Origin of the sequence: Streptomyces sp. NPDC127129 (genome assembly GCF_042671585.1) — a bacterium.
GTDB lineage: Bacteria > Actinomycetota > Actinomycetes > Streptomycetales > Streptomycetaceae > Streptomyces.
Genome location: NZ_JBHXTV010000025.1, coordinates 17,862 through 40,678 on the forward strand (window position 1 = coordinate 17,862; position 22,817 = coordinate 40,678).

Below are 22,817 nucleotides of genomic sequence, written 5' to 3' on the forward strand. Positions count from 1 at the left end.
GCTGCCCCACCCCCGAGGTGCGCGAACGGCACGGACCGGTGCGAGGCTGGCACCCATGCAGCAGCCCGAACAGTCCGTGGGGACAGCGCAGCGCGTCCTGGTGGTGGACGACGATCCGACCGTCGCCGAGGTGGTCGCCGGCTACCTGGAGCGGGCCGGCTTCACCGTCGACCGGGTGGCCGACGGGACGTCCGCACTGGCGGCGGCGGAGGCACGGTGGCCGGATCTCGTGGTACTCGATCTGATGCTTCCGGGCATGGACGGCCTGGAGGTCTGCCGGCGGCTGCGGTGCGCCGGTCCGGTCCCGGTGATCATGCTGACGGCGCGCACCGACGAGGAGGATCGCATCCTCGGTCTGGAGATCGGCGCCGACGACTACGTCACGAAGCCGTTCAGCCCGCGTGAACTGGTCCTGCGGGTGGAGGCCGTGCTCCGACGGCACCGCACGGTCCGGCGGCCCGGAGCGCTGCTGCGGGCGGGCGGCCTGGAGGTCGACCCGGCGGCGCGGCGCGCGACGCGGGAGGGGCGGCCGCTGGCGCTGACGCTGCGTGAGTTCGACCTGCTGAGCTACTTCCTGCTGCACGCGGGCGAGGTGTGCGACCGTGAGCGGCTGATGCGGGAGGTGTGGGGGTGGGACTTCGGTGATCTGTCGACGGTCACGGTCCATGTGCGCCGGCTTCGGGGGAAGATCGAGGAGGATCCGGCGCGTCCGACGCTGATCCAGACGGTCTGGGGCGTCGGCTATCGCTTCGAGGCGGCTGCCGACCGGTCGGCCACGCCCGTACCCCCGACGGAGGGCTGACCCGTGCGCGACATACTCCTCATCGCCCTCTACGCCTTCGTCGGCGCCGCCGCGGCCGGGCTGCTGGGGGCCGGGCTGCTGCGGGTGCTGCGGAGCCGCTCCGTCGCCGTGTCGCTCACCGTCGTCGCGAGCGTCGCCGTGACGGCGATGCTGTCCGGAACCCTCGCTGTGGCGTGGGCCATGTTCCTTTCGGCACACGACCTGTTCGTGGTCACCACGGTCGTCGCGATGGCCGCGGCCGTCTCGCTCGGCACCGCGCTCCTGCTGGGCCGCCATGTCGTCGTCAGCTGCCGGGAACTCGCCGTCGCGGCACGGGATTTCGGGGAGGGCGGGGTCTTCGCCGCACCGGGTGCGCCGGCCCCCGCCGAGCTGGCGGCGCTCAGCCGGGAGCTGTCGGCGACCAGTGCGCGGCTCGCCGCGTCCCGGGAGCGCGAGCACGCCCTGGAGGCGTCCCGGCGTGAGCTCGTCGCCTGGATCTCGCACGATCTCCGCACGCCGCTCGCCGGGCTGCGGGCGATGTCCGAGGCTCTGGAGGACGGGGTGGTCGCGGATCCGGTCCGCTACCACCGGCAGATCCGGACGGAGGTCGAGCGGCTCAACAGCATGGTGGGCGATCTGTTCGAGCTCTCCCGTATCCACGCGGGGGCGTTGACGCTGAGCCCGGTCCGGGTCTCGGTCCACGACCTCGTGGGCGACGCGCTGGCCGGCGCGGTGCCGCTCGCGCGTGAGCATGGGGTACGGCTGGTGGGCGAGCGGGTCGCGTCGGAGCCGGTGGAGGTGGACGGCCGCGAGATGACCCGGGTTCTGGCGAACCTGCTGGTGAACGCGATCCGTCACACCCCGGCCGACGGCACGGTCGCCGTGGCCGCGGAGCGCCGCGCCGAATCCGTGGTCCTGTCGGTGACGGACGGCTGCGGCGGCATCCCCGTGGACGAGCTGTCGCGCGTCTTCGACACGGGCTGGCGCGGCACAGAGGCGCGCACCCCGCCGGGTGGGGCGGGTCTCGGGCTCGCCATCGTGCAGGGCATCGTGGAGGCCCACTCGGGGCGTGCCGATGTGCGCAACGTGGAGGGCGGCTGCTGCTTCGAGGTCACGCTCCCCGCAGCTCGCTCGTAGCGAACTCAGCCATGCCCTCGGCGAAGCCGACGGCGGGACGCCAGCCCAGGTCGGCGCGGAGGCGGGAGGGGTCGGCGGTGATGTGGCGTACGTCGCCGAGGCGGTACTCCCCCGTCACCAGCGGCGCAGGTCCACCGTGGGCGGTGGCGAGCGCGCTCGCCATCTCGCCGACCGTGCGGGGGTCGCCGCTGCCGGTGTTGTACGGAGTGAGCGTGGCGGGCGCCCGGTCGTCGATGGCTTCCAGGGCCAGGGCGTTGGCGGCGGCCACGTCGCGTACGTGGACGAAGTCCCGCCGCTGTCCGCCGTCCTCGAAGACCCTGGGGGCCAGGCCGCGCGCCAGGGCGGAGCGGAAGAGGGAGGCGACTCCGGCGTACGGGGTGTCGCGGGGCATGCGGGGCCCGTAGACGTTGTGGTACCTCAGGGAGACGGCCCTCCCGCCGGTGGTGCGGGCCCAGGAGGCGGCGAGGTGTTCCTGGGCGAGTTTGGTGGTGGCGTACACGTTGCGGGGGTCGGCCGGCGCCTCCTCGCCGACGAGGCCGGGCGTGAGTGCGGCGCCGCACCGCGGGCAGCGGGGCTCGAACCGGCCGGCCGCGAGGTCGTCCTCGGCACGGGGGCCGGGGCGCACGGGTCCGTGGGCGGGGCAGTCGTAGCGGCCCTCGCCGTAGACGACCATGGAGCCGGCCAGGACGAGGCGGTCGATCCGGGCCTCGGCCATGGCGGCGAGGAGGACGGCGGTGCCGAGGTCGTTGCAGGCGACGTATTCGTGGGCGTCCGAGAAGTCCTTGCCGAGGCCGACCATGGCGGCCTGGTGGCAGACCGCGCCGACACCGTCGAGAGCGCGCGCGACGGTCTCCCGGTCGCGCACGTCCCCGTGCAGCCACTCGGCCGCCCCGGGTGGCGACGGCGGCGGTCCGGAGTGGGCGGCCGGGAGGAGGGCGTCCAGGACGACGGGGTCGTGGCCGCGGGCCGCGAGGGCGTCGACGACGTGGGAGCCGACGAACCCCGCGCCGCCGGTGACGAGTACACGCATGGGATCACCGTACGGAGCGGGCGGGGGCCACAGCGGTCGTGCGCGCCGACGTCAGGGCTTCGTAAGGTCCACGGCCGCCGCGTCGCCCGGACGGTGTACCGGCCTCAGCGGGGAGGCAGGACGCGGAACTCCTGGCCGTCGGGGTCCGCGAGCAGCACCGGCTCGGGCTCGCCCGTGGCCGTTCCCGTGGCGGGGCCGCGGCGCGTGGCTCCGAGGGAGAGGAGACGTTCGACCTCGGCCTGCTGATCGCCGTCCGCCGGCGGGGCGAGGTCGAAGCGCAGGCGGGCCCTCCCGGTCATCGGCATGTGGGGCGGGCCGCCCCAGGTGACCTTCGGTCCGCCGTGGGGCGAGCGGATCGCGGTCTCCTGGTCCTGGTCCCACACCAGCGGCCAGCCCAGTGCCCGGCTCCAGAAGTATCCGACCGCCTGGGAACCGTCGCAGGCGAGCGCTCCGATGAAGCCGCAGTCGGCGAGGAAGGAGTTGCCCGGCTCGATGACGCAGAACTCGTTGCCCTCGGGGTCCGCGAGGACCACGTGCCCGTCGTCGGGGCTCTGGCCGATGTCGATGTGGCGGGCGCCGAGTTCGAGAGCCTTCGCCACGGTCTCCCGCTGGTTCTCCTCCGAAGTGCTCGTCAGGTCGAAGTGCAGGAGGTTCTGGCTCGCCTTGGGCTCCGGGGCCGGGAGGAACCGGATCAGGAATCCCGTGTCGTCGCTCGGTACGAGGACGATGCCGTCGTCCGGGTCGTCGGTGATCTTCCAGCCGAGGAACTCGGACCAGAAGCGGGAGAGACGCTCCGGGTCGTCGGCGTCGTAACAGAGGGCATGGAGGTGGGACGTCATCCCTCGGTCTCCGATCCGCCGGCTCGTCGCCCGAGACGTCGATCGCGTCGGGCCGTCACCGGACACGTGTGCGGCCAGTCCTGGCGCAGCCTGACCGGGGACGGTCGGGCCGGTCAACTCATTTACGGTGCCCACGCGTCCACGCCTCGCGTCCACGCGTCCACGCGGCTGCCGGGGCTACTTCGGGTGGAGGCGGACGGGCAGGGACTGGTGGCCGTTGCTGATCAGCGAGGGCAGGGGACGCAGGTCGGCGGGTTCGACGGCAAGAGCGAGGTGGGGGAAGCGGGTGAAGAGGTGCTCCAGTGTCGTGGCCACCTCCAGCCGGGCGAGGGGGGCGCCCAGGCAGTAATGGATGCCGTGACCGAAGGTGAGGTGGTCCTTGGTGGGCCGGGTGACGTCGAAGGCGTCGGCCGTCGGGCCGTGCCAGTCGGGATGGCGGTTGGCCGCCGCGTACGAGGCGAGGACGGCGTCGCCGCGGGCGATGGTCCGGCCGTCGGGGAGCGCGATGTCGGTGACGGCGTAGCGCAGCGGGAGGTGCGCGACCGCCGGTTCGAGGCGGAGGGTCTCCTCCACCACGTCGTTCCAGCCTGACCGGCCGGCGCGGACGTGGGCGAGCTGGTCCGGGTGGGTCAGCAGGGAGGTGACCGCCTGGTCGATGACGTTGACGGTCGTCTCGTACCCGGCGCTGATCACCAGGAGGAGCGTGTCGCGCAGTTCGGTCTCGGAGAGGGTGGAGCCCTCCTCGTCGTGCGTGGCGATGAGGAGCGAGGTCATGTCGTCGCCCGGCTCGGCCCGTCTGGCGGCGATGAGGTCGTCGAGGAGGCCGTAGAGGCGTACGGCGTTGGCCGTGGCCTCCTCGGCCGTGAGCGTGGTGTCGAAGACGCCGTCCACGAGCGCGCGGAAGCCGGCCCTGCGGGCTTCGGGGACCCCCGTCATGTGGCCGATGAGGGCGATGGGCAGCGGGTAGGCGAGGCGTTCGCGAAGGTCGACGACTTCTCCGTGCGGCTCGGCCGCGAGGTCGTCGAGGAGCCCGGTCACGAGGGTCTCGACGACCGGTTGCAGGGCGGCTACGCGGCGGGCGCTGAAGGCGGGGGCGACCAGGCGGCGGAGGCGCGCGTGGTCGGCGCCGTAGGCGGTGAACATGTTCGTGACCGCGACCCAGAGGGCGAGCGGCCAGTCGCGGACCACCTCGTCGAAGGCCGGCCAGTGGCGGCGGCCGTCCTTGGAGACGTCCGGGCCGGTCAGGAGCTTCCTGAGCAGGGCCGGGTCGCTGACGGACCATGCCTGGACGCCGAGGACGTCCACCAGGGTCGCGGCGCCGTGGGCGCGCAGCAGCCGGTGTTCGGCGTGGCGGTCGGCCCCGGTGGGGTCGAGGACGATCGGGGTGTTCGGCCGGTTCACGGGGAGTCCTCTCGGGCGGCGCGTGGAGCGAGCGGTTCCCAGCGTGGGGGTCCCAGGCTCCTGACGGAAGATCAGAAAGCCGCCCCGATGGCCGATTCGAGACGCTACTCTCTCGCATCAGGTCATCTGTCCCGGACTCTTGACTCCCTTACCCGGAGTCGGGATCCTTCACCACACCTTTCGCGCGGAACATGACAATTCCCCGACCGAAGACGTGAGTGATGTCCATGAGACCCCCCACGCACAGCCGTACGTCCGGCAGGCGCGGGCCGCTGGCCGTGCTGTCGCTGCTGCTCGCCACGGTGGCCATGCTGCTCGGGCCCGCGCCCGGTTCGGCCGCCGACAGCTCCTGGTGGGACCCCGTAGCCCGTCCCGCCCCCGACTCCGAGATCAACGTCACGGGCGCGCCGTTCAAGGGCACGAACGAGCGGGGCGAGGTGCGCGGCTTCGTCGACGCGCACAACCACCTGATGTCCAACGAGGCCTTCGGCGGCCGCCTCATCTGCGGCAAGAACTTCTCGGAGCAGGGCGTGGCCGACGCGCTCAAGGACTGCCCCGAGCACTACCCCGACGGCTCGCTCGCGATCTTCGACTTCATCACCAAGGGCGGAGACGGCAAGCACGACCCGAACGGCTGGCCGACGTTCAAGGACTGGCCCGCCCACGACTCGCTCACCCACCAGCAGAACTACTACGCCTGGGTGGAGCGGGCCTGGCGCGGCGGTCAGCGGGTCCTCGTCAACGACCTCGTCACCAACGGTGTCATCTGCTCGGTCTACTTCTTCAAGGACCGCAGCTGCGACGAGATGACCTCCATCCGACTGCAGGCGCGCAAGACGTACGAGATGCAGGACTACATCGACAAGATGTTCGGCGGCCCGGGCAAGGGCTGGTTCCGGATCGTCACCGACTCCGAGCAGGCCCGGGACGTCATCCAGCAGGGCAAGCTCGCGGTCGTCCTCGGCGTCGAGACCTCCGAGCCGTTCGGCTGCAAGATGATCCTCGACGTCGCGCAGTGCAGCCGGGCCGACATCGACCGCGGCCTCGACGAACTCCACCAGCTGGGCGTGCGGAGCATGTTCCTCTGCCACAAGTTCGACAACGCCCTGTGCGGGGTGCGGTTCGACGGCGGCGCGCTGGGGACCGCGATCAACGTCGGCCAGTTCCTGTCGACCGGCACCTTCTGGAAGACCGAGAAGTGCACCGGCCCCCAGCACGACAACCCGATCGGGCTCGCCGCGGCGCCGCAGGCGGAGAAGCAGCTTCCGGCGGGCGTGACGGTTCCCGGATACGCGGCCGACGCGCAATGCAACACACGGGGTCTCACCGAACTCGGCGAGTACGCCGTGCGCGGCATGATGCAGCGCAAGATGATGCTCGAGATCGACCACATGAGCGTCAAGGCCACGGGCCGCGCACTGGACATCATGGAGTCCGCGGCCTACCCGGGCGTCATCTCCTCGCACAGCTGGATGGACCTGAACTGGACCGAGCGCGTCTACGGGCTTGGCGGCTTCATCGCCCAGTACATGAACGGCTCCGAGGGCTTCATCGCGGAGGCGAAGAGGACCGAGGCTCTGCGCGACAAGTACGGCGTGGGGTACGGCTACGGCACCGACATGAACGGGGTCGGAGGCTGGCCCGGCCCGCGTGGCGCCGGCACTCCCAACCCGGTGAAGTACCCGTTCCGCAGCACCGACGGCGGCTCGGTCATCGACCGGCAGACGACCGGGCAGCGGACCTGGGACCTCAACACCGACGGCGCCGCGCACAACGGCATGGTGCCGGACTGGATCGAGGACATCCGGGTGGTCGGCGGCCAGGACGTGGTGAGCGACCTGTTCCGGGGCGCCGAGTCCTATCTCGACACCTGGGGCGCCTCCGAGCGGCACCGGGCCGGCGTGAACCTCGCCTCGGCGAAGCCGGCGGCGGCGTCCACCACGGAGTGGTGGAACCCCTTCACCACGTTCGCGGCGAGCAGGGCCGTCGACGGCGACCCGGGGACCCGCTGGGCGAGCGAGTGGAAGGACGGTCAGTGGCTCCGGATCGATCTCGGTTCGCCGCAGCTGGTCAAGAAGGTCACGCTCGACTGGGAGCGGGCGTACGGCAAGGCGTACCGTATCGAGGTCTCCGACGACGGCGCCGCGTGGCGCACCGCCTGGTCGACCACGAGCGGTGACGGCGGTCTGGACACCGTCACGTTCTCCGGGACGACCGCACGGTACGTCCGGGTCTTCGGTCTGCAACGCGGCACCGACTGGGGGTACTCCCTCCGCGAGGTCGGCGTCTACAGCGGCTGAGGGCCGGCCCGGGCGGGGTGGCGGGGGCTGGACGCCTCGTCGCCCCGCCCGGGGCCGTCCGGACCCGGGCCGTACCAGAAAGGAACCACCGCATGTCCCGTATGCCGCTCGCCGAACGGCGCCGGCAGTTGACCGAGGCGGCCATCCGCGCCATGACCCGGGACGGCGTGCCGCGTACGACGACCCGGTCCATCGCGGCGGAGGCGGGCGTGTCGCTGAGCGTCTTCCACTACTGCTTCGACTCCAAGCAGGCCCTGCTGGAGTCCGTGATCACGGCGATCACCGACCACTACGTCGGCACGGTGAAGAAGGCGCTGCGACCGCGCGCGACGTTCAGGGAGACCATGCGCGCCGGTTTCGAGGCGTACTGGGAGCATGTGCTCGCCCATCCGGGCGAGCACATGCTGACCTACGAGCTCACCCAGCACGCACTGCGCACCCCGGGGTTCGAGCCGCTGGCGCGCCGTCAGCACGAGCGGTACGCCGAGATCTACCAGGAGCTCATCGAGGAGCTGGACGCGAGCATGATGCTCGACATCCTCGTCCCCGTGCCGGTGCTGGCCCGCTATCTCGCGTCGGTCACCGACGGGCTGACGCTGAACATCCTCGTCCTGGGTCACGACGAGGAGTCGGCGGCGCTGCTCGATCTGGTCACCGACCAGGTCGCGGCACTCGTCAGGGACGGGTCCGGCGCTCCCGCAGCCAGTACGCGAAGACCTCCGGAAGCCGGTCCAGATCTGCTGCCGTGACCGTCACCAGACGGATGCCCGTCAGCTCCGCCAACTCGGCCTTGCGCCGCGCCTTCTCGGCGTACCGCTCCTGCTCCATCAGCCCCAGGGCCTCGACGAACGTGCCGTCGGCGAGCAGCCAGTCGGCGCGCAGACCGGTGGTGTTCAGCTCGGGGTGGCGCGGGTAGTGCGGCTCCGGGTCGTGCCCGATGCCCCGGTGGTGGAAGAAGTCGTCGATGTGCCGTTCCAGCATGGACCGGCACAGGTGCCCGTCGGTGGCGACGGTGAGCGTGCCGCGCGCCTGCCGCACACCGTCCGTCAGGACGCCCGCGAGCCGGAGCCATTCGGCCCATGACCGCAGCCGCCTGGCCGGCCGGGCCGTCACGAGCTTGGCGACGGGACGCGGGATCAGGAAGCGGCAGAGCATCGCCTCGTCGGCGAGACCGGGGTCCGTGACGGTGATCCGGTCCAGCTGGACGAGTGAGGGCGGACCGGAGAACTCGATCTCGGCGAGGCGGCGGACGGCGTGGAGGATCGCGTCGGTCCAGGGGCCGTCGGTGCCGTTGTCCCGGAGCACACCGCGCCGGGCGAGGCGGCAGCAGCCGAAGCAGTAGGCGAGACCGGGGCGCGCCTCGAGGGCGGGCGTCCCGCAGAGCCGACACGGCGAGACACGCTCCGCAGCGACCGGCGCGCCGAACATCGTCTCCCGTTCGCGCCGGTAGTACGGAGTGTCTGCGACCTTGCCGGCACGGCCCGGAGCGGGGCTCACCTCCTGAGCGTTGAGCCACGACCGGTGGCGCTCGGGGACGAGTGCCAGGGCCCTCGCCGTGAGCCGGGAGGGGCTCCGGAACGGTCCCGCGTTCGTGGCGGCTGAGGCGGCCCGCCGGTTGTGCTCCTCGGTGGCCCGGTCGGGGGCCGCGCACAGCGTCGTTTCGGGTTCGACGCCGTGGCGGCGCAGGAGCGTGGTCATGGGCCGCGCGTACGGGTGGGCGTAGACGGTCAGAGTGCCCGTGCCGGGGTCGTAGGATCCGGCCTCCGGAAGGTCGCGCAGGGCCACCGACTCCTCGACGAGCCGGATCGACCAGGCGCCGCCGGGGACGACGTACGCGTCGGGGAAAGAGTCGAGGCGCGGAAGGTCCACGGCCGTGGGCGGCTCGACGCCGTGGCGTCTCAGGGCGTCCAGGGCCTCGGGGCGGGCGCGTTCGTCGATGAGGGTCAGCGGCCCGTCCGGCAGGTGGTACTCCCCCACCTGGAGCCCCGCTCCGTCGACCACGCGCACGTCGGGGCGGCCGTGGACGGTGCGGCTGACGGCGCGGAGGTCCTCGTAGTCGTGACGGTGACGGCGCCATCGCTCCCAGGTCCGGAGGCGGGTCGCGGCCTCCTTGTCCGCCCGCGTGGTGGGAGGGACGGGGACCGGCGGCGCCGGGCGGGGCGCGCAGGCGGCCGTGGGAACGGCCGACGGGTCGAACCCGGCGACCAAGGCGCGTAGTTCGTCGCGGCCGGGGAGATTCAGGCGGAGGTCGCCGACCCAGTGGCCCAGGTCCCGCTGCTCGGCGGCGCTGAACGGCTCATGGCGATCGGGGGTCCAGCCCTGAGCATCGGCCACGGAGGCGCGCTCGTCCTCGTCCATGGGGTGGAGGGCTATCCAGCCGTGGCAGCCGACCGGCGCGGGCGAGGCTTCGGCGAGACGGTGCAGGTCCTCCCCCTGGAAGTGGAGGAAGCTGTCGTACAGATAGCCCATGTGCCGCTCGACGGCCGAGCCTCCCTGGGACTCGGGCGCCGCCACGGAGATCGCACGGGAGTTGTGGGTGTTGTCGGGGCGCGGAACGAGGTTCACGACGACGGGTATCAGGGCGTCGGCCTTTACGCCGCCCCCGGAAGCCGGGACGCGGGCGTCGCGCTGCTCGAGGTGGCCGAGGACGAAGGTGCGCAGCGCTGTCACGGAGTCGTCGAAGACCGCGACGGCCGTCGATGTCTCCGGGTCACCCGGGGGGATCACGACCATCGCCCGGTCGGGAACGTAACGGATCGGCTCACCCTTGCGCATGACTGGATTATGCCAAGGGGGTATGACCGTCCAAGGCCGGGGCGAGGAGGGCGAAGGCCTGCTCGATGAGCTCGGCAGGGTCGTCCGTGCCGCCTTCGGCGCCGTCCCCGGCGCTCCAGCGGTCGAGGGTCGCGTCGAAGGCGGTGAGCGCCATTCCGGCGGCGAGTCGCGGGTACAGGTCGGCGGGGTCGAGCTTCAGACGGCGTGTCAGCTCCGCCGCGAGAGCGTCGCTCCAGCGCAGCCGTCGCTCCAGGAAGCGGGCGTGCAGGGCGGGCGTGCGCAGGATCAGCCGTACGACGCGCAGGGCCCTTTCGGTGTGGTCGGGGTGGTCGGTGCAGGCGTCGATGGGCACGCGCATGGCGTGGCGGAGGGCGACCGAGGGCGGTTCGCCTGCGGGACGGGCGGCCAGTTCGTCGCGGATGCCCGTCCCCATGTCGGCCAGGAACTGTACGACGACGTCCTCCTTGGACGCGAAGTAGCGGAAGAACGTCCGCTTGGACACGCCGGCGGTGGCCACGATCTCGTCGACGGTGACCGCGTCGAACCCCTTCACGGCGAGGAGTTGCAGGGCGGCTTCGGTCAACTCGTTCGAGACGAGCAGTCGTTTGCGCTCGGCCAGGGTCAGTTCAGGGCTCGGACTCACGGAACCCAGCCTACACCTCATGCCCCTCATGACATTCAGGCGCGCCTTGACACTTGGTGCCACGAGGGGCAACGTGTGCCGCATGACGGACAATCAGAGGAAGACGCGGCAGGGGACCCGGCAGGCGATGCGGGAGTGGACCGCGGAGCGGATTCCGGACGGGACGGGTTGGGTGTACGTCGTCACCGGAGCCAACAGCGGCTTGGGTCTGGCGACTTCGCGGGCGCTCGCCCGCCGGGGCGGGCGCGTGGTCCTCGCGGTACGCGACGAGGCCAGGGGCCGCAGGGCCGCCGAGGAGATCACCGCCCGGCATCCGGAGGCCCGACTCGACGTACGCCACCTGGACCTGGCCGATCTCGACTCGGTCCGCGCCTTCGCCGAGGGGCTGCGCTCGGAGCACGCACGCGTCGACGTGCTCATCAACAACGCGGGCGTGATGGCACCACCCCGCACACTGAGCGCTCAGGGGCACGAGCTGCAGTTCGCCGCCAACCATCTCGGCCACTTCGCGCTGACCGGGCTGCTGTTCGACCTGCTGTCCGCCGGGGACGACCCGCGCGTGGTCACGGTGAGTTCACTCAACCACCGCAAGGGCCGGCTCCGCTTCGACGACCTGGACGGCGAGCGGGGTTACGCGCCGATGCCCTTCTACGACCAGTCGAAGCTGGCCAACGCGGTCTTCGGGCACGAGCTGCACCGTCGGCTGACCGCGGCAGGCAGCCCGGTCCGCAGCCTGCTCGCCCATCCCGGCTACAGCGCGACCAACCTGCAGACGGGGGCGCCGGTGGCCATGGTGCGCCTGCTCTTCGGCCATCTGCTCAAGCCCTTCGCCCAGGCGCCCGACCGCGGCGCGCTGCCCCAGCTCTACGCGGCGACCGCCCCCGGGGTCGAGGGCGGACAGTTCTTCGGGCCGGACGGACGGGGCGAGATGCGCGGCGGGCCGGCCCTCGTACGGCTCTCCCCCGAAGCGGCCGATCCCGCGATCGGCCGTCGGCTGTGGGAGGTGTCGGAGAGGCTGACCGGCGTACGGTTCGACCTGGGCGTGCGCGCCGCCGAATGATCGGATTCCGCCGCCGGTCCGGTCCCCGGCGCCCCGTGGACCGCCGATTCGGCGTCAGGTGTCGGTATAAACAGGCGCATGCAGCATGCCGAGCGGTTCGAGCTGACCTTCCCGACGTCGGGTGACTCCATCGTCGTCACCCGCACGGACCGTAAGGGGGCGGGCGGGCACCCCGTGTACTCCGACGAGACGGGCATCGTGCAGGCCGAGATCGACGAGGACGGCAACGTCCGCATGCTCGCCAGCGGCGGGCACCAGAGTCTGGACGTGCCCACCCGCGCCGTCCCCGTGGACTGAGGCGTCGTCGGGGGCGGCGCGGCGGGCGGGGGCTCCGCTCAGGCGTACGGGTCGAACGGGATGCCGGCCGGCTTCGCCTCGGCCAGGTGCGGGGCGAAGCTTCCGTCCTTCAGGCCGAAGTGGGCGCTGCCGAAGTCCGTCTGGACCAGCTTGTCGCGGACGCCCGCGGGGTAGCCGTTCCAGCCGACGAGGGCCGGGAACTGCCACTGTCCCTTGTGGTTCTCCGGCGGCTCGTCGTTCGAGTTGGCGGGGCGGAAGCAGTGGGTGCTCACACCGTCCTTGTGGTACACGATCTTGGGGTGCGTCCCGTCCCAGCGGATCTGGTCGCGGCCGTACGTGTTGAAATCCCCGTGCGCGGAGGTGGAGACGTACTTGGCCTGGTTGTCCTGGATCCAGACCACGACGTGCTCCCAGTCGTGGCGGTGGCCGCCGAGGGAGATGCCGGGGATCGCCTGGTCCTTCTCGAAGTAGAGCCCGTAGAGGACGGCGCACCAGCCGTTGTTGCACTTGGAGCGGGAGTAGCCGTTGGTGTTGTCCAGGTCCCAGGCGTCCCGGCACGAGCCGTTGAGGGCGCCCGTGGGCTTGAGTCCCGGGTTGACCGTGCCGTCGGGGCCGATGGCCGCCGAGGAGTAGCAGCCGTCCGTGTCGTAGTCGTACGCGGGCTGGAACGTCCGGTCGAGCCCGTCGGCGTTGGCGGGCAGCGGCGGGGGCGGCGCGGCGAACGCGCTGCCCGAGACCGCGACGACCAGCGCGATGCTGCTGCCGAGGGTGACCGTGACCCTGCGGGTCCACGAACTCGTCTTCAACTGCGTCCTCCTGAGGGACCGCCGTGCGGGGCGCGAGAGGTGATGTGAGGGGTTGCTCGATTGGCATGCCCAGATCAGTTCTCTCGAACCCCGCTGTCGCGAGGAGGACCGGCCGATGACGGCGCGGTGAAGGGTGGCGGTCGGCGGTCCGTCAGGCAGGCCGTCCGCCCGTCCGTCCGTCCGTCAGGCAGGCAGACCGTCAGTCAGGCCGTCCGTCAGGCGGGCGCCCCGGACGGGACGTGCGGCGAGGCCTCGGCCTCGCCGGCCCCTTCGGACTCGGCCGCCGGTCCGGCAGGGATGAGGAAGGCGACGACCGCGGCGGCGAGCGCCACGCCGCTGCCGATGAGGAGGGCGGCACGGAAGGCACCCTCGGAGGGCAGGAGATGGCCGGCGAAGTCCGTGGTCATCTGGGCCAGGACCACGCCCGTCACCGCCGCGGAGACGGAGCTGCCGATCGAACGCATCAGCGTGTTGAAGCTGTTGGCCGACGCGGTCTCGGACCGGGGCACGGCCCCCATGATGAGGGCGGGCATCGCACCGTACGCCAGGCCCACGCCCGTGTTGCAGACGAGGGTCACGACGAGCAGGCCGACGGTCGAGCCCATGAGCGGCAGGGCGGACCCGTACCCGAGGGCGATGACGAGACTGCCGACGCCGAGGGTGATCTTGGGGCCGCGAGCGGCGGTGAGCTTGGCGCCGAGGGGCGCGAGGACCATCATCATCAGTCCGGCCGGGGCCATCCAGAGCCCCATCGCGAGCATGGACTGCCCGAGTCCGTACCCGGTGGCCTCGGGGAGCTGGAGCAGCTGGGGCACGACGAGGGACTGGGCGTACATCGCGAAACCGACCAGCACCGAGGCCGCGTTGGTCATCAGGACGAGCGGACGGGCGGTGACGCGGAGGTCCACCAGAGGTTCCGCGGTGCGCAGTTCCCACCAGCCCCACAGCAGCACCGCGGCGGCCGAGGCGCCGAAGAGCCCGAGCGTCGTGCCGCTCGTCCAGCCCCAGTCGGAGCCCTTGGAGACGGCGAGCAGCAGACAGACCAGGGCGCCGCCGAGGCCGACCGCGCCGGGCACGTCGAACCGGCCCGCGTCCGGCGCGGTGCGGCCCGCGGGAACACGCAGCCGGACGAGGACGCCGACCACGGCGGCCAGCGCCGCCACGACCCAGAACAGCACGCGCCAGCTGGCGTTCTCGGCGACGGCGGCGGAGAAGGGCAGCCCGAGAGCGCCGCCCACGCCCATGGAGGCGCTGATCAGGGCGATGGAGGCGCCCAGCCGGTCGGCCGGCAGCACATCGCGCAGCAGGCTGATGCCGAGCGGTACCACGCCCATGCCGAGGCCCTGGAGACCGCGGCCCACGATCATCGGCACGACCGAGGAGGACAGGGCGCAGACCACCGAGCCCACCACCAGGGGCGCGAGGGACAGAAGCAGCATGCGCCGCTTGCCGTACATGTCGCCCAGCCGTCCGGCGACCGGCGTGGCCACCGCCGCCGAGAGCAGAGTGGCCGTGACCACCCAGGAGGCATTGGACGCGGTGGTCTCGAAGAGCTTGGGCAGGTCGCCCAGGAGCGGCACCACCAGCGTCTGCGTGAGCGCGGCCACGATGCCCGCGAAGGCGAGGACGCCGACGACGCCGCGGGGGCGCGCGTCGGTCTTGGAGCTGGTCACGAGGTTCTCCCTGGGGGCGGGGGCGGGTGCCGCGCATCAGCGAATTGCATGATGCATAAGAATTGCAGCATACACATTGACTGTACGATGCATGCGCCTGCTCCCCCGCGAACGGGCGCGGCGCGGGATTGGGAGGATGGGGCACATGGAAAAGCCCACGCACCTGATCGAGTTCGAGACCATGCTCGTCGGGCGCCACTCGCATCTGTTCGACCCCCGGGCGCGCGGCGCCGAGGGGCGGCTCGACCGGAGCGCCTATGTGCTGCTCAGCCGCATCGAGATCGACGGGCCGCTGTCCATCGGGCAGCTCAGCGAGGCCTTCGGCCTGGACGCCTCCACGCTCCACCGGCAGACCACCGCGATGCTGAAGGCCGGGGTCGTCGAGCGCATCCCGGACCCCGACGGCGGCATCGCCCGCAAGTTCAGCATCACCGCCGAGGGCCGGCGGCGGCTGGAGGCCGACCGCGGCGCGAACGTCCAGGGCCTGGAGCGGGTCCTGGAGAACTGGACGGCCGACGAGGTCGCCGACTTCGCCGCGTACCTCCGGCGCTTCAACAGCGACATCGAGCACCTGGAGGGACGCCCCTGGCCGCGCCCCTAGCCATGGTGCGCAGGTCCCGGGCCCCGAGCGGAGGACCGACGTCGGCCGAACGGCTGTCCTAGACTCCGGCGCATGACGACTGCGACCGCGGACATCGCCCGGGATCTCGCGCCGACCGGCGCGCTGCGGGCCTCGATCAACCTCGGCAATCCGGTCCTGGCGCACGGCACTCCCGACGCCCCAGGCGGGGTCACCGTCGACATCGCCCGGGAGATCGCCGGGCGCCTGGGCCTGCCCGTCGAGTTCGTCTGCTTCGACGCGGCCCGCAGTTCGTACGAGGCGATGACCACGGGCCGCGCGGACGTCTGCTTCCTCGCCGTCGAGCCGGCGCGCGAGGCCGAGGTCGCCTTCACCTCCCCGTACGTCCTGATCGAGGGGGTCTTCGCCGTGCCCACGGGCTCCGGGTTCGCCACGTCCGCCGACGTCGACCGGGAGGGGGTACGGATCGGTGTGAAGCGCGGCTCCGCGTACGACCTGTACCTCACGCGCACGCTGCGGCACGCGACGGTCGTACGCGGCGAGGAGGGCGTCGACACCTTCCGCGCGCAGGGCCTGGAGGTCGCGGCCGGGATCCGGCAGCCGATGACCGCGTACGTCGCCGCGCACCCCGACGTCCGGCTGGTCGAGGACAGGTTCATGGAGATCCGCCAGGCCGTCGGGACGACTCCGGCGCGGCGCCCCGGCACGGTGCGCTTCCTCACGGACCTCGTCGAGGAGCTGAAGGCCGACGGCTTCGTCGCCGACGCCCTGCGGCGCGCGAACCAGTCCCCCACCCTCGTGGCCCCGCCCCGGGACTGAAGCGACCGGTCCCGCGGATCCGGCGCGCTACACGGAGGTCCGGCCTTCGGTCTCCGAACTCCTCAGCGCGAGCAGGGCGATGTCGTCCGTACGCCGGGCGGCGGGGCGGATCCGCGCCAGGAGAGTGTCGATGAGGAGGCTCAGGTCCCGGTCGTCGGCGTCGGCGAGATGGCCGGCGAGCTCGGCGAGGGAGTCGTCGACGTCGGTTCCCGGTGTCTCGACGAGTCCGTCGGTGTAGAGGAGGAGCAACTGCCCGGCGACGAGCGGGAACTCGGTGACGGGGTAGGTGGCCTCCGGGTCGATGCCGAGCAGCGGGCCCGGTGACATGTCCAGCGGCGCGGTCCGGCCGTCGGGGTGGCGCAGCAGGGGCGGCGGATGTCCCGCGCTTGCGAGGCGCACCCGGCGGCCGACGAAGTCGACGTGGACGTACAGGCAGCTGGTGAAGAGGCCGGGGTCGAGGTCGACGAGCAGCCGGTTGGTGGCGGAGAGGACCTGGTCGGGCGCCTCGCCGAGGGTCGCGTGGGCGTGGACCCCGGTGCGGACCTGGCCCATCAGCGCGGCGGCGGCGACGTTGTGGCCCTGGACGTCGCCGATGACGGCCGCGACGGCGGTGTCGCCGAGCCGGATCAGGTCGTAGAAGTCGCCGCCGATGTCCATGCCGCGGGTGGCGGGCAGATAGCGGGCGGCGACGTCCAGTCCGGGCACGGTGGGGAGGCCGTGGGGCAGGAGGGCCTCCTGGAGGCCGTGTGCGAGCTGCTTCTTCGTGTCGTAGAGACGCGCCCGGTCGAGGGCCTGCGCGATGAGTCCGGCGAGCGAGGTCATGACCGCGCGTTCCTCGCGCGGGAACGTGTGGGGCTGGTCGTAGGAGAACAGACAGAGGCCGACGGACCGGCCGGAGATGATCAGGGGCAGGAAGGCCCAGGCCTGCTTGGTGCTGTTCGGCAGTCCTTCGGGGTAGATCCGCCGCAGCTCCTCCAGGTCGGCGAAGAACGAGGGGATACCGCTGGCGAGCGCCTGGCCCGCGGGGGTGAGCGCGGTGCCGAGCGGCAGCGCGTCGAAACGTTCGACGAACGCGCCGGAGTAGCCGCGGTGTCCCGTGATCCGCAGGCGGCCGGAGTCGACCGTGGACAGGATCAGGCCCTGGGCTCCGAAGGCGGGCATGATCTGGTCGGCGATCAGATCGACGACGTCCTGCACCCCGACGACCTCGGTCAGGGCGGCGGCCAGGTGCATGAGCTGGTAGAGCTCCCCCGCGCGGGCGGGGGAGGACGCGCCGGGGGCCGCCCCGGGCGCGGGAACGGGCGGATAGGGGGCGCCGGTGGGGACGATCCGGACGCTGACGCCGCCGGCGTCGGGGTAGAGGTGGAAGTCCAGCCAGGTGTCGGGCGGACGGCAGGCCGTGAAGGAGACGGGTTCGCGGCTGATCACGGCGGCGCGGTAGCGGTCCTCGTAGGTGGGGTCGTCGAGCCAGGGCAGGGAGACCCACGGCAGCGTGCCGAGCACGGTGGCGGCATCGCGGCCGAGCAGTTCGGCGCCGCCCGAGCTGAGGAAGGTGATGTGTCCTTCCAGGTCCAGGGCGCAGCTGCCGCCGGGCAGGCGCTCGGCGAAGTCGGCGGCCACCTGGGCGGGCGTCGTGGCGGGGCGGCGGGTGTCGAGCGGTACTTCGCGGGGCCGGTCATCCGGGACGTAGGGCTTTCCCGACCCGGCGGCCTCGTCCATGAGGCGGGCCAGGCGACGGCAGCAGGAGAAGACGTAACCGTGTTCCCGCCGGGTCAGCCGCGGCGGGCGGGCGGCGGGCCACAACAGCAGCAGCGTGCCCCAGCGCCGTGTGCCGGTGATCGGTGCGGCGGCGAGGGCGAGGGGGTACGGGAGGGCCATCGCCGTCCGTGGATAGGAGCGGGCCATCTCCTGCTGGCCGGCGACCCAGACCAGGCGGTCCTCGCGTACCGCGTCGGCCACCGGGGCGGGCGAGGCGAGCGGCACCCTCGTCCAGGGGGCGGCGAACTCGGCCGGGGCGCCGCAGAGCGCGTCCAGGCAGAGGACCTGGGGGTCCGGGCCGAGGAGGTAGACGCCGCCGACGGAGGCCCCGGTGCGGCGGACCGTCTCGGTGAGTGCGGTGTCCACAGCTCCGGCGCCCCGGGCCGGACCGACCGTGCTGGTCACAGACACCTCCAGCGTCGCAGCCCCCATTATCCCGCGGGCCCCGCCCGGGGGACGCGGGACTGCGCCACCCGGCGGGGCGGAGGCCTGCGGGATCTGCGCCACCCGGCGGCACCGGGGTCCGCGTGACTGCGCCACCCGGCGGCACCGAGGCCTGCGGGCGGGCGGCATGCGGGCGGCCCGGGGGTTCCGCAGGCGCGTGGACCCGCACGCGCGGGTCGGTCCGGTTGGCGCGTGGACCCGCACCCGCGGTTCGGTCCGGTTGGCGGGTGGTTCCGCTCGGCGTGGGCCGCGGGCCCGGGTTCTCAGTCGGGGACGGGATCCGTGAAGCCGCGGCGACGGGCCGCCGCCGGGCGACAGCGGAGCAGTCGCGCCACCGTCAGCCGCCCGCCCCGGAGCGCGCCGTGACGGCGCAGTGCCGTGACCGCGTACGTGGAACAGCTCGGCGTGTACGGGCAGCACGGCGGGTGGGTCGGACTGATCTCCTCCCGGTAGTGCTGGACGCCCGCGTGCAGCGCTCCGGCCACCCGGCCCTGCGGCCGGTCGGCCGTCGCACGCCGACCGGACGCGGGGCGCAGCAGCGCCGCGATCAGGGTCGGCAGCAGCACCAGCGCCATCTGGGGGCAGTGCATCGCGCACCAGGAGGTGCAGTAGTCGAAGGCCCCTGCGCAGCAGCCCTCTTCCTTGTCCTGGCGCTGCTGCCTGCGGCGCGACCGCGCGGACCCGTTCGATGTCGTCATCCCACCCCTCCGTTCACCGGAATGATCATAGGTGCGGCACGGTGAGCGAGCCGGACGGGCCCGCCCCCGGCCGGGGGCGGGCCCGTCGGCCGCTATCGGGTCCTCGTGCCGGCCACCGTGGCCGGTGCGGGTGCGTAACCCGTGGGCCGGGTGGTGAACGTGCCCCGGCCCTGGGTTCGGCTGCGCAGCCGGGACGCGTAGCCGAACAGCTCGGCCAGCGGCACCGTCGCCGTGAGGACCGCCGTCCCGGCGCGCGCCGTCGAGCCGGAGACCCGGCCCCGGCGGGCCGCCAGGTCACCGAGCACGCCGCCCACGGCGCTGTCGGGCACCGTGACCGTCACCTCGACCACCGGCTCCAGGAGCGTCATCGCACTGGACCGCAGCGCCTCACGGAGCGCGAAGCGGCCCGCCGTACGGAACGCCATCTCCGAGGAGTCCTTGGAGTGGGTCGCGCCGTCCGTGAGCGTCACCCGCACACCGGTGACCGGATGGCCGCCGAGGGGGCCCTCCGCGAGGGCGTCCCGACAGCCGGCCTCGACCGCGCGGACGTACTCCTGCGGCAAGCGGCCGCCGGTCACGGTGGAGGTGAAGGCCAACTCCCCCGTGCCCGGCTCCTCGGCGTCGAGTGGTTCGACGTCGAGGACGACGTGGGCGAACTGCCCCGCGCCGCCGTCCTGCTTGACGTGCCTGTACACCAGTCCGGAGACCCCGCGGACGACCGTCTCCCGGTAGGCCACCTGCGGTCTGCCGACGGCGATCTCCAGGCCCTGGGCCAGGCGGATCTTCTCCACGGCCACCTCCAGATGGAGTTCTCCCATGCCCGAGAGCACGGTCTGCCCGGTCTCGGGGTCGGTCCTGACGGTCAGCGAGGGGTCCTCCTCGACGAGCCGGGCCAGTGCCGTCGCCAGCCGGTCGGTGTCGAGGCTCCGGCGCGCCTCGACCGCGACGGAGACGACGGGGTCCGCCACCGTGGGCGGTTCGAGGAGCAGCGGGGCCGAGGGCGCGCAGAGCGTCGCGCCCGCGCGCGCCTCCTTCACGCCGACGACCGCGACGATGTCCCCGGCCACGGCCCGGTCCACCTCCGTGTTCCGGTCGGCCTGCACGCGCAGGATCCGGCCGATCCGCTCCGTGCGCCGGGCCGCGACATCGAGCACGACATCCCCCTTTCCGATGGTCCCCGCGTAGACGCGGAGGTAGGTGAGCCGCCCGGTGGCGGTGGAGTTGACCTTGAAGACGAGCGCGGCGAACGGTTCCTCCGGGTCGGCGGCCCGCTCCTGCTCCGCGCCGTCCGCCGTGCCGCGTACGGGCGGTACGTCCAGGGGAGAGGGAAGGTAGGAGACGACGGCGTCGAGCAGCGGCTCCGTCCCGCGGTTGCGGTACGCCGAGCCGCACAGCACGACCACGGCGTCCCCGGTCCGGGTCAGGTCGCGCAGCGCGGCCGTGAGGGTCTCCGCGCCGAGCGAGGACACGGCGCAGAACTCCTCGAGCGCGGCCGGGTGGAGTTCCGCGACCGCCTCTTCGAGCGCGCGACGCCGGCGCCGTGCCTCGTCCACGAGCGCCTCGGGCACGGGGCCCTCGGTGTACGTGTCGGCGCCGGCGGCCCAGACGAGGGCGCGCATGCGCACGAGGTCGACCACGCCGGTGAACGCGTCCTCGCGGCCGATCGGCAGCTGGACGACGAGCGGCACGGTGTGCAGGCGGTCCCGGATCGACGCCACGGCCGTGTCGAGGTCGGCACCCGCGCGGTCCAGCTTGTTGACGAAGGCGATCCGCGGGACGCCGTGCCGGTCGGCCTGGCGCCAGACGGTCTCGCTCTGCGGTTCGACCCCGGCGACGGCGTCGAAGACCGCGATCGCGCCGTCGAGGACGCGCAGCGAGCGTTCCACCTCGTCGGAGAAGTCGACGTGTCCGGGTGTGTCGATGAGGTTGATCCGATGGTCGTCCCAGTCACAGCTGACCGCCGCCGCGAAGATGGTGATGCCGCGGTCGCGTTCCTGCGCGTCGAAGTCGGTGACGGTGGTGCCGTCGTGGACCTCGCCGCGCTTGTGGGTGGCGCCGGTGAGGTAGAGCATCCGCTCGGTGACCGTGGTCTTGCCGGCGTCGACGTGGGCGAGGATGCCCAGGTTGCGGACGCGGTTCAGGGAGGTGGTGAGGTGGCGGGGAAGGTGGGTACGCACGGCCCGGACCTTTCGGTGGGTACGAGAAAGGGCGGCGCGATTCCCGGACGAAGCGGCCCGGAGGCGGGCGGAGCATGACCCCACAGGACGGCACGAGGCGTGCGGGCGGACGGACTTCACGTCCCGGGGCTCTTGGGTCCCGAGGGCGTCGTGAGAGGTCCGTGCCAGGCGTTCGCGGGTGTGCCGGCCGAGTGGCCCGGAGGCTCCTCGGAGGTGAGGAGGGGTCAGGCGTTCGTCACGGGCTTCCGGTGGCGGCCGCGCAGCCGGCACCGGGCAGGGGGAGACATCAGGATCACGTCGTACCGGGACCGGGGCACGACGACAGCGGTGTGGCGACACACGGTCGGGCTCCCCTCTTCGGTCGTCGGCGCGCGCCGTGATCCCGGCGGCCGTGCGGTGAGTCTAGGGAAGGGAGCCCGGTCGCGTCACCGGAGTTTTCGCGGGTCGCCCGGCCGGGCGAAGTACCGTGCCACGTCGGCGTCCGTCACCTCGGCGAGCGTGGGCGGTGTCCAGCGCGGGTCGCGGTCCTTGTCGACGACCTGGGCGCGGATGCCCTCGACGAGGTCGGCGGAGGAGAGGGCGGTGCGGGAGAGCCCGAACTCCATGTCGAGGACGGCCTCCAGGGAGTCCAGGGTCCGGGCTCGGCGGACCGCCGCGAGGGTGACCTTCAGAGCGGTCGGCGACCTGGTGAGGAGGACGGTGGCGGTCTCCTTCGCCTCGGGGGTCCCGTGGTCGAGGAGCCGGTCGACGATCTCCTCCACGGTGTCGGCCGCGTAACAGGCGTCGATCCAGTCGCGTGCGGCGGCCAGTCGGCCGGGCGGGGCCGTCCGCGCGAACCGGGGCACCACCTCGTGCGCCGGCGCCCTGGTGAGCTCGTCGGCCAGGCGGGGCAGGTCCTGGGAGGGTACGAAATGGTCGGCGAGGCCGGTGAGGAGGGCGTCGGCGGCGTCGGCCTGTGCGCCGGTCAGGGCGAGGTGCGTGCCCAGCTCGCCGGGCGCCCGGCCCAGCAGGTGGGTGCCGCCGACGTCGGGGGCGAAGCCGATGCCCGTCTCGGGCATCGCGACACGGGACCGTTCGGTGACGACGCGGACGGAGCCGTGGGCCGAGACGCCGACTCCGCCGCCCATCACGATGCCGTCCATGAAGGCGACGTAGGGCTTGGGGTAGCGGGCGATGAGGGCGTTGAGCCGGTACTCGTCGCGCCAGAAGCCGAGGGTGGCGGTGCCGCCCGAGCGGGCGTCCTCGTGGATGGCCCGGATGTCGCCGCCCGCGCACAGCCCGCGCTCTCCGGCCCCCTGGACGACGACGGTCTCGACGGCAGGATCGTGCTCCCAGGCGGTCAGCGCCTCCTCCATGCGGAGCACCATCGGGTGGGTGAGCGCGTTGATGGCCCGGGGCCGGTTCAGGGTGAGGAACCCGGCCCGCCCCTCCGTGCGTACCAGAACGTGCGGAGCGCCGGCCGCGTCCGTCGCCGGGGTTCCGCCGGGCGCCCCGGAGGACCCCGCCGTCATCGCGGGGGCTCCGTCACGCCGGGGGCCTGAATGAGTCGCATGTTCCCGTCACCTTCCGCCGGACGATCTTCCGCCCACCGTATCGGCA

At 72.7% G+C, this 22,817-nt stretch carries 19 protein-coding genes; 8 read left to right on the plus strand and 11 right to left on the minus strand.

What is annotated here, in order from left to right; genetic code table 11:
- Nucleotides 1-55: 55 nt before the first annotated feature.
- Nucleotides 56-802, plus strand: a complete 747-nt coding sequence (locus tag ACFVGW_RS34235; RefSeq protein ID WP_385854724.1) for a response regulator transcription factor — start codon at nucleotides 56-58, stop codon at nucleotides 800-802.
- 3 nt (nucleotides 803-805) lie between these two features.
- Entirely contained in the window at nucleotides 806-1,918 is a 1,113-nt protein-coding gene (locus tag ACFVGW_RS34240) for a sensor histidine kinase (RefSeq protein ID WP_385854725.1), read from the plus strand.
- Here ACFVGW_RS34240 and ACFVGW_RS34245 read toward each other — a convergent pair.
- From ACFVGW_RS34245 to ACFVGW_RS34255, 3 genes are all read right to left on the minus strand, one after another.
- Nucleotides 1,893-2,948, minus strand: coding sequence for an NAD-dependent epimerase/dehydratase family protein (locus ACFVGW_RS34245; RefSeq protein ID WP_385854726.1), 1,056 nt, complete (start codon nucleotides 2,946-2,948; stop codon nucleotides 1,893-1,895). The genes ACFVGW_RS34240 and ACFVGW_RS34245 overlap by 26 nt on opposite strands.
- Nucleotides 2,949-3,052: 104 nt before the next feature.
- A complete protein-coding gene (locus tag ACFVGW_RS34250; protein WP_385854727.1) occupies nucleotides 3,053-3,787 on the minus strand; it encodes a VOC family protein in 735 nt (244 codons plus the stop codon).
- A 177-nt stretch (nucleotides 3,788-3,964) separates the two neighbouring features.
- Complete coding sequence (locus ACFVGW_RS34255; RefSeq protein WP_385854728.1) at nucleotides 3,965-5,188, minus strand: cytochrome P450; 1,224 nt, start codon at nucleotides 5,186-5,188, stop codon at nucleotides 3,965-3,967.
- A gap of 221 nt (nucleotides 5,189-5,409) precedes the next feature.
- Here ACFVGW_RS34255 and ACFVGW_RS34260 point away from each other — a divergent pair, with 221 nt between their 5' ends.
- Complete coding sequence (locus ACFVGW_RS34260) at nucleotides 5,410-7,488, plus strand: discoidin domain-containing protein (protein ID WP_385854729.1); 2,079 nt, start codon at nucleotides 5,410-5,412, stop codon at nucleotides 7,486-7,488.
- A 92-nt stretch (nucleotides 7,489-7,580) separates the two neighbouring features.
- On the plus strand, nucleotides 7,581-8,237 hold the full coding sequence (locus ACFVGW_RS34265) for a TetR/AcrR family transcriptional regulator (RefSeq protein ID WP_385854730.1): 657 nt from the start codon (nucleotides 7,581-7,583) through the stop codon (nucleotides 8,235-8,237).
- Here ACFVGW_RS34265 and ACFVGW_RS34270 read toward each other — a convergent pair.
- Nucleotides 8,164-10,263, minus strand: coding sequence for a hypothetical protein (locus ACFVGW_RS34270; protein ID WP_385854731.1), 2,100 nt, complete (start codon nucleotides 10,261-10,263; stop codon nucleotides 8,164-8,166). The genes ACFVGW_RS34265 and ACFVGW_RS34270 overlap by 74 nt on opposite strands.
- 7 nt (nucleotides 10,264-10,270) lie before the next feature.
- A complete protein-coding gene (locus ACFVGW_RS34275; RefSeq protein WP_385854732.1) occupies nucleotides 10,271-10,927 on the minus strand; it encodes a TetR family transcriptional regulator in 657 nt (218 codons plus the stop codon).
- 61 nt (nucleotides 10,928-10,988) lie between these two features.
- On the opposite strand from ACFVGW_RS34275, the gene ACFVGW_RS34280 reads away from it, so the two are divergent.
- Nucleotides 10,989-11,966: an oxidoreductase gene (locus tag ACFVGW_RS34280; RefSeq protein ID WP_385854733.1), complete on the plus strand. Its 978-nt coding sequence runs from the start codon at nucleotides 10,989-10,991 to the stop codon at nucleotides 11,964-11,966.
- Nucleotides 11,967-12,044: 78 nt separating this feature from the next.
- On the plus strand, nucleotides 12,045-12,263 hold the full coding sequence (locus ACFVGW_RS34285) for a DUF6296 family protein (RefSeq protein ID WP_352191332.1): 219 nt from the start codon (nucleotides 12,045-12,047) through the stop codon (nucleotides 12,261-12,263).
- 38 nt (nucleotides 12,264-12,301) lie between these two features.
- Here ACFVGW_RS34285 and ACFVGW_RS34290 read toward each other — a convergent pair whose 3' ends face one another.
- Together ACFVGW_RS34290 and ACFVGW_RS34295 are read right to left on the minus strand one after the other, a co-directional pair.
- Nucleotides 12,302-13,069: an NPP1 family protein gene (locus ACFVGW_RS34290; protein WP_352191333.1), complete on the minus strand. Its 768-nt coding sequence runs from the start codon at nucleotides 13,067-13,069 to the stop codon at nucleotides 12,302-12,304.
- A 215-nt stretch (nucleotides 13,070-13,284) separates the two neighbouring features.
- On the minus strand, nucleotides 13,285-14,742 hold the full coding sequence (locus tag ACFVGW_RS34295; RefSeq protein WP_385854734.1) for an MFS transporter: 1,458 nt from the start codon (nucleotides 14,740-14,742) through the stop codon (nucleotides 13,285-13,287).
- Nucleotides 14,743-14,887: 145 nt separating this feature from the next.
- Between ACFVGW_RS34295 and ACFVGW_RS34300 the strand changes: the two genes are divergently transcribed.
- The gene (locus ACFVGW_RS34300; RefSeq protein ID WP_385854735.1) at nucleotides 14,888-15,343 is read left to right on the plus strand and encodes a MarR family winged helix-turn-helix transcriptional regulator; all 456 of its coding nucleotides are present in this window, start codon (nucleotides 14,888-14,890) and stop codon (nucleotides 15,341-15,343) included.
- A 72-nt stretch (nucleotides 15,344-15,415) separates the two neighbouring features.
- A complete protein-coding gene (locus ACFVGW_RS34305) occupies nucleotides 15,416-16,141 on the plus strand; it encodes a transporter substrate-binding domain-containing protein (protein WP_385854736.1) in 726 nt (241 codons plus the stop codon).
- Nucleotides 16,142-16,168: 27 nt separating this feature from the next.
- Here ACFVGW_RS34305 and ACFVGW_RS34310 read toward each other — a convergent pair whose 3' ends face one another.
- From ACFVGW_RS34310 to ACFVGW_RS34325, 4 genes are all read right to left on the minus strand, one after another.
- The gene (locus ACFVGW_RS34310) at nucleotides 16,169-18,331 is read right to left on the minus strand and encodes a SpoIIE family protein phosphatase (protein ID WP_385854737.1); all 2,163 of its coding nucleotides are present in this window, start codon (nucleotides 18,329-18,331) and stop codon (nucleotides 16,169-16,171) included.
- 275 nt (nucleotides 18,332-18,606) lie between these two features.
- Entirely contained in the window at nucleotides 18,607-19,041 is a 435-nt protein-coding gene (gene yidD, locus ACFVGW_RS34315) for a membrane protein insertion efficiency factor YidD (protein ID WP_385854738.1), read from the minus strand.
- A 92-nt stretch (nucleotides 19,042-19,133) separates the two neighbouring features.
- On the minus strand, nucleotides 19,134-21,218 hold the full coding sequence (fusA, locus tag ACFVGW_RS34320; protein WP_385854739.1) for an elongation factor G: 2,085 nt from the start codon (nucleotides 21,216-21,218) through the stop codon (nucleotides 19,134-19,136).
- Between the two features lie 425 nt (nucleotides 21,219-21,643).
- Complete coding sequence (locus tag ACFVGW_RS34325) at nucleotides 21,644-22,729, minus strand: enoyl-CoA hydratase/isomerase family protein (protein WP_383221667.1); 1,086 nt, start codon at nucleotides 22,727-22,729, stop codon at nucleotides 21,644-21,646.
- Nucleotides 22,730-22,817: the final 88 nt, after the last annotated feature.

Excerpts from the sequence above, each read along its gene's own strand:
- ACFVGW_RS34235 (WP_385854724.1), top strand. The coding sequence starts at position 56 with ATGCAGCAGCCCGAACAGTCCGTGGGGACAGCGCAGCGCGTCCTGGTG.
- ACFVGW_RS34245 (WP_385854726.1), bottom strand. The coding sequence starts at position 2,948 with ATGCGTGTACTCGTCACCGGCGGCGCGGGGTTCGTCGGCTCCCACGTC.
- ACFVGW_RS34250 (WP_385854727.1), bottom strand. The coding sequence starts at position 3,787 with ATGACGTCCCACCTCCATGCCCTCTGTTACGACGCCGACGACCCGGAG.
- ACFVGW_RS34260 (WP_385854729.1), top strand. The coding sequence starts at position 5,410 with ATGTCCATGAGACCCCCCACGCACAGCCGTACGTCCGGCAGGCGCGGG.
- ACFVGW_RS34265 (WP_385854730.1), top strand. The coding sequence starts at position 7,581 with ATGTCCCGTATGCCGCTCGCCGAACGGCGCCGGCAGTTGACCGAGGCG.
- ACFVGW_RS34270 (WP_385854731.1), bottom strand. The coding sequence starts at position 10,263 with ATGCGCAAGGGTGAGCCGATCCGTTACGTTCCCGACCGGGCGATGGTC.
- ACFVGW_RS34275 (WP_385854732.1), bottom strand. The coding sequence starts at position 10,927 with ATGAGGTGTAGGCTGGGTTCCGTGAGTCCGAGCCCTGAACTGACCCTG.
- ACFVGW_RS34280 (WP_385854733.1), top strand. The coding sequence starts at position 10,989 with ATGACGGACAATCAGAGGAAGACGCGGCAGGGGACCCGGCAGGCGATG.
- ACFVGW_RS34285 (WP_352191332.1), top strand. The coding sequence starts at position 12,045 with ATGCAGCATGCCGAGCGGTTCGAGCTGACCTTCCCGACGTCGGGTGAC.
- ACFVGW_RS34300 (WP_385854735.1), top strand. The coding sequence starts at position 14,888 with ATGGAAAAGCCCACGCACCTGATCGAGTTCGAGACCATGCTCGTCGGG.
- ACFVGW_RS34305 (WP_385854736.1), top strand. The coding sequence starts at position 15,416 with ATGACGACTGCGACCGCGGACATCGCCCGGGATCTCGCGCCGACCGGC.
- ACFVGW_RS34310 (WP_385854737.1), bottom strand. The coding sequence starts at position 18,331 with ATGGGGGCTGCGACGCTGGAGGTGTCTGTGACCAGCACGGTCGGTCCG.
- yidD (WP_385854738.1), bottom strand. The coding sequence starts at position 19,041 with ATGACGACATCGAACGGGTCCGCGCGGTCGCGCCGCAGGCAGCAGCGC.
- ACFVGW_RS34325 (WP_383221667.1), bottom strand. The coding sequence starts at position 22,729 with ATGACGGCGGGGTCCTCCGGGGCGCCCGGCGGAACCCCGGCGACGGAC.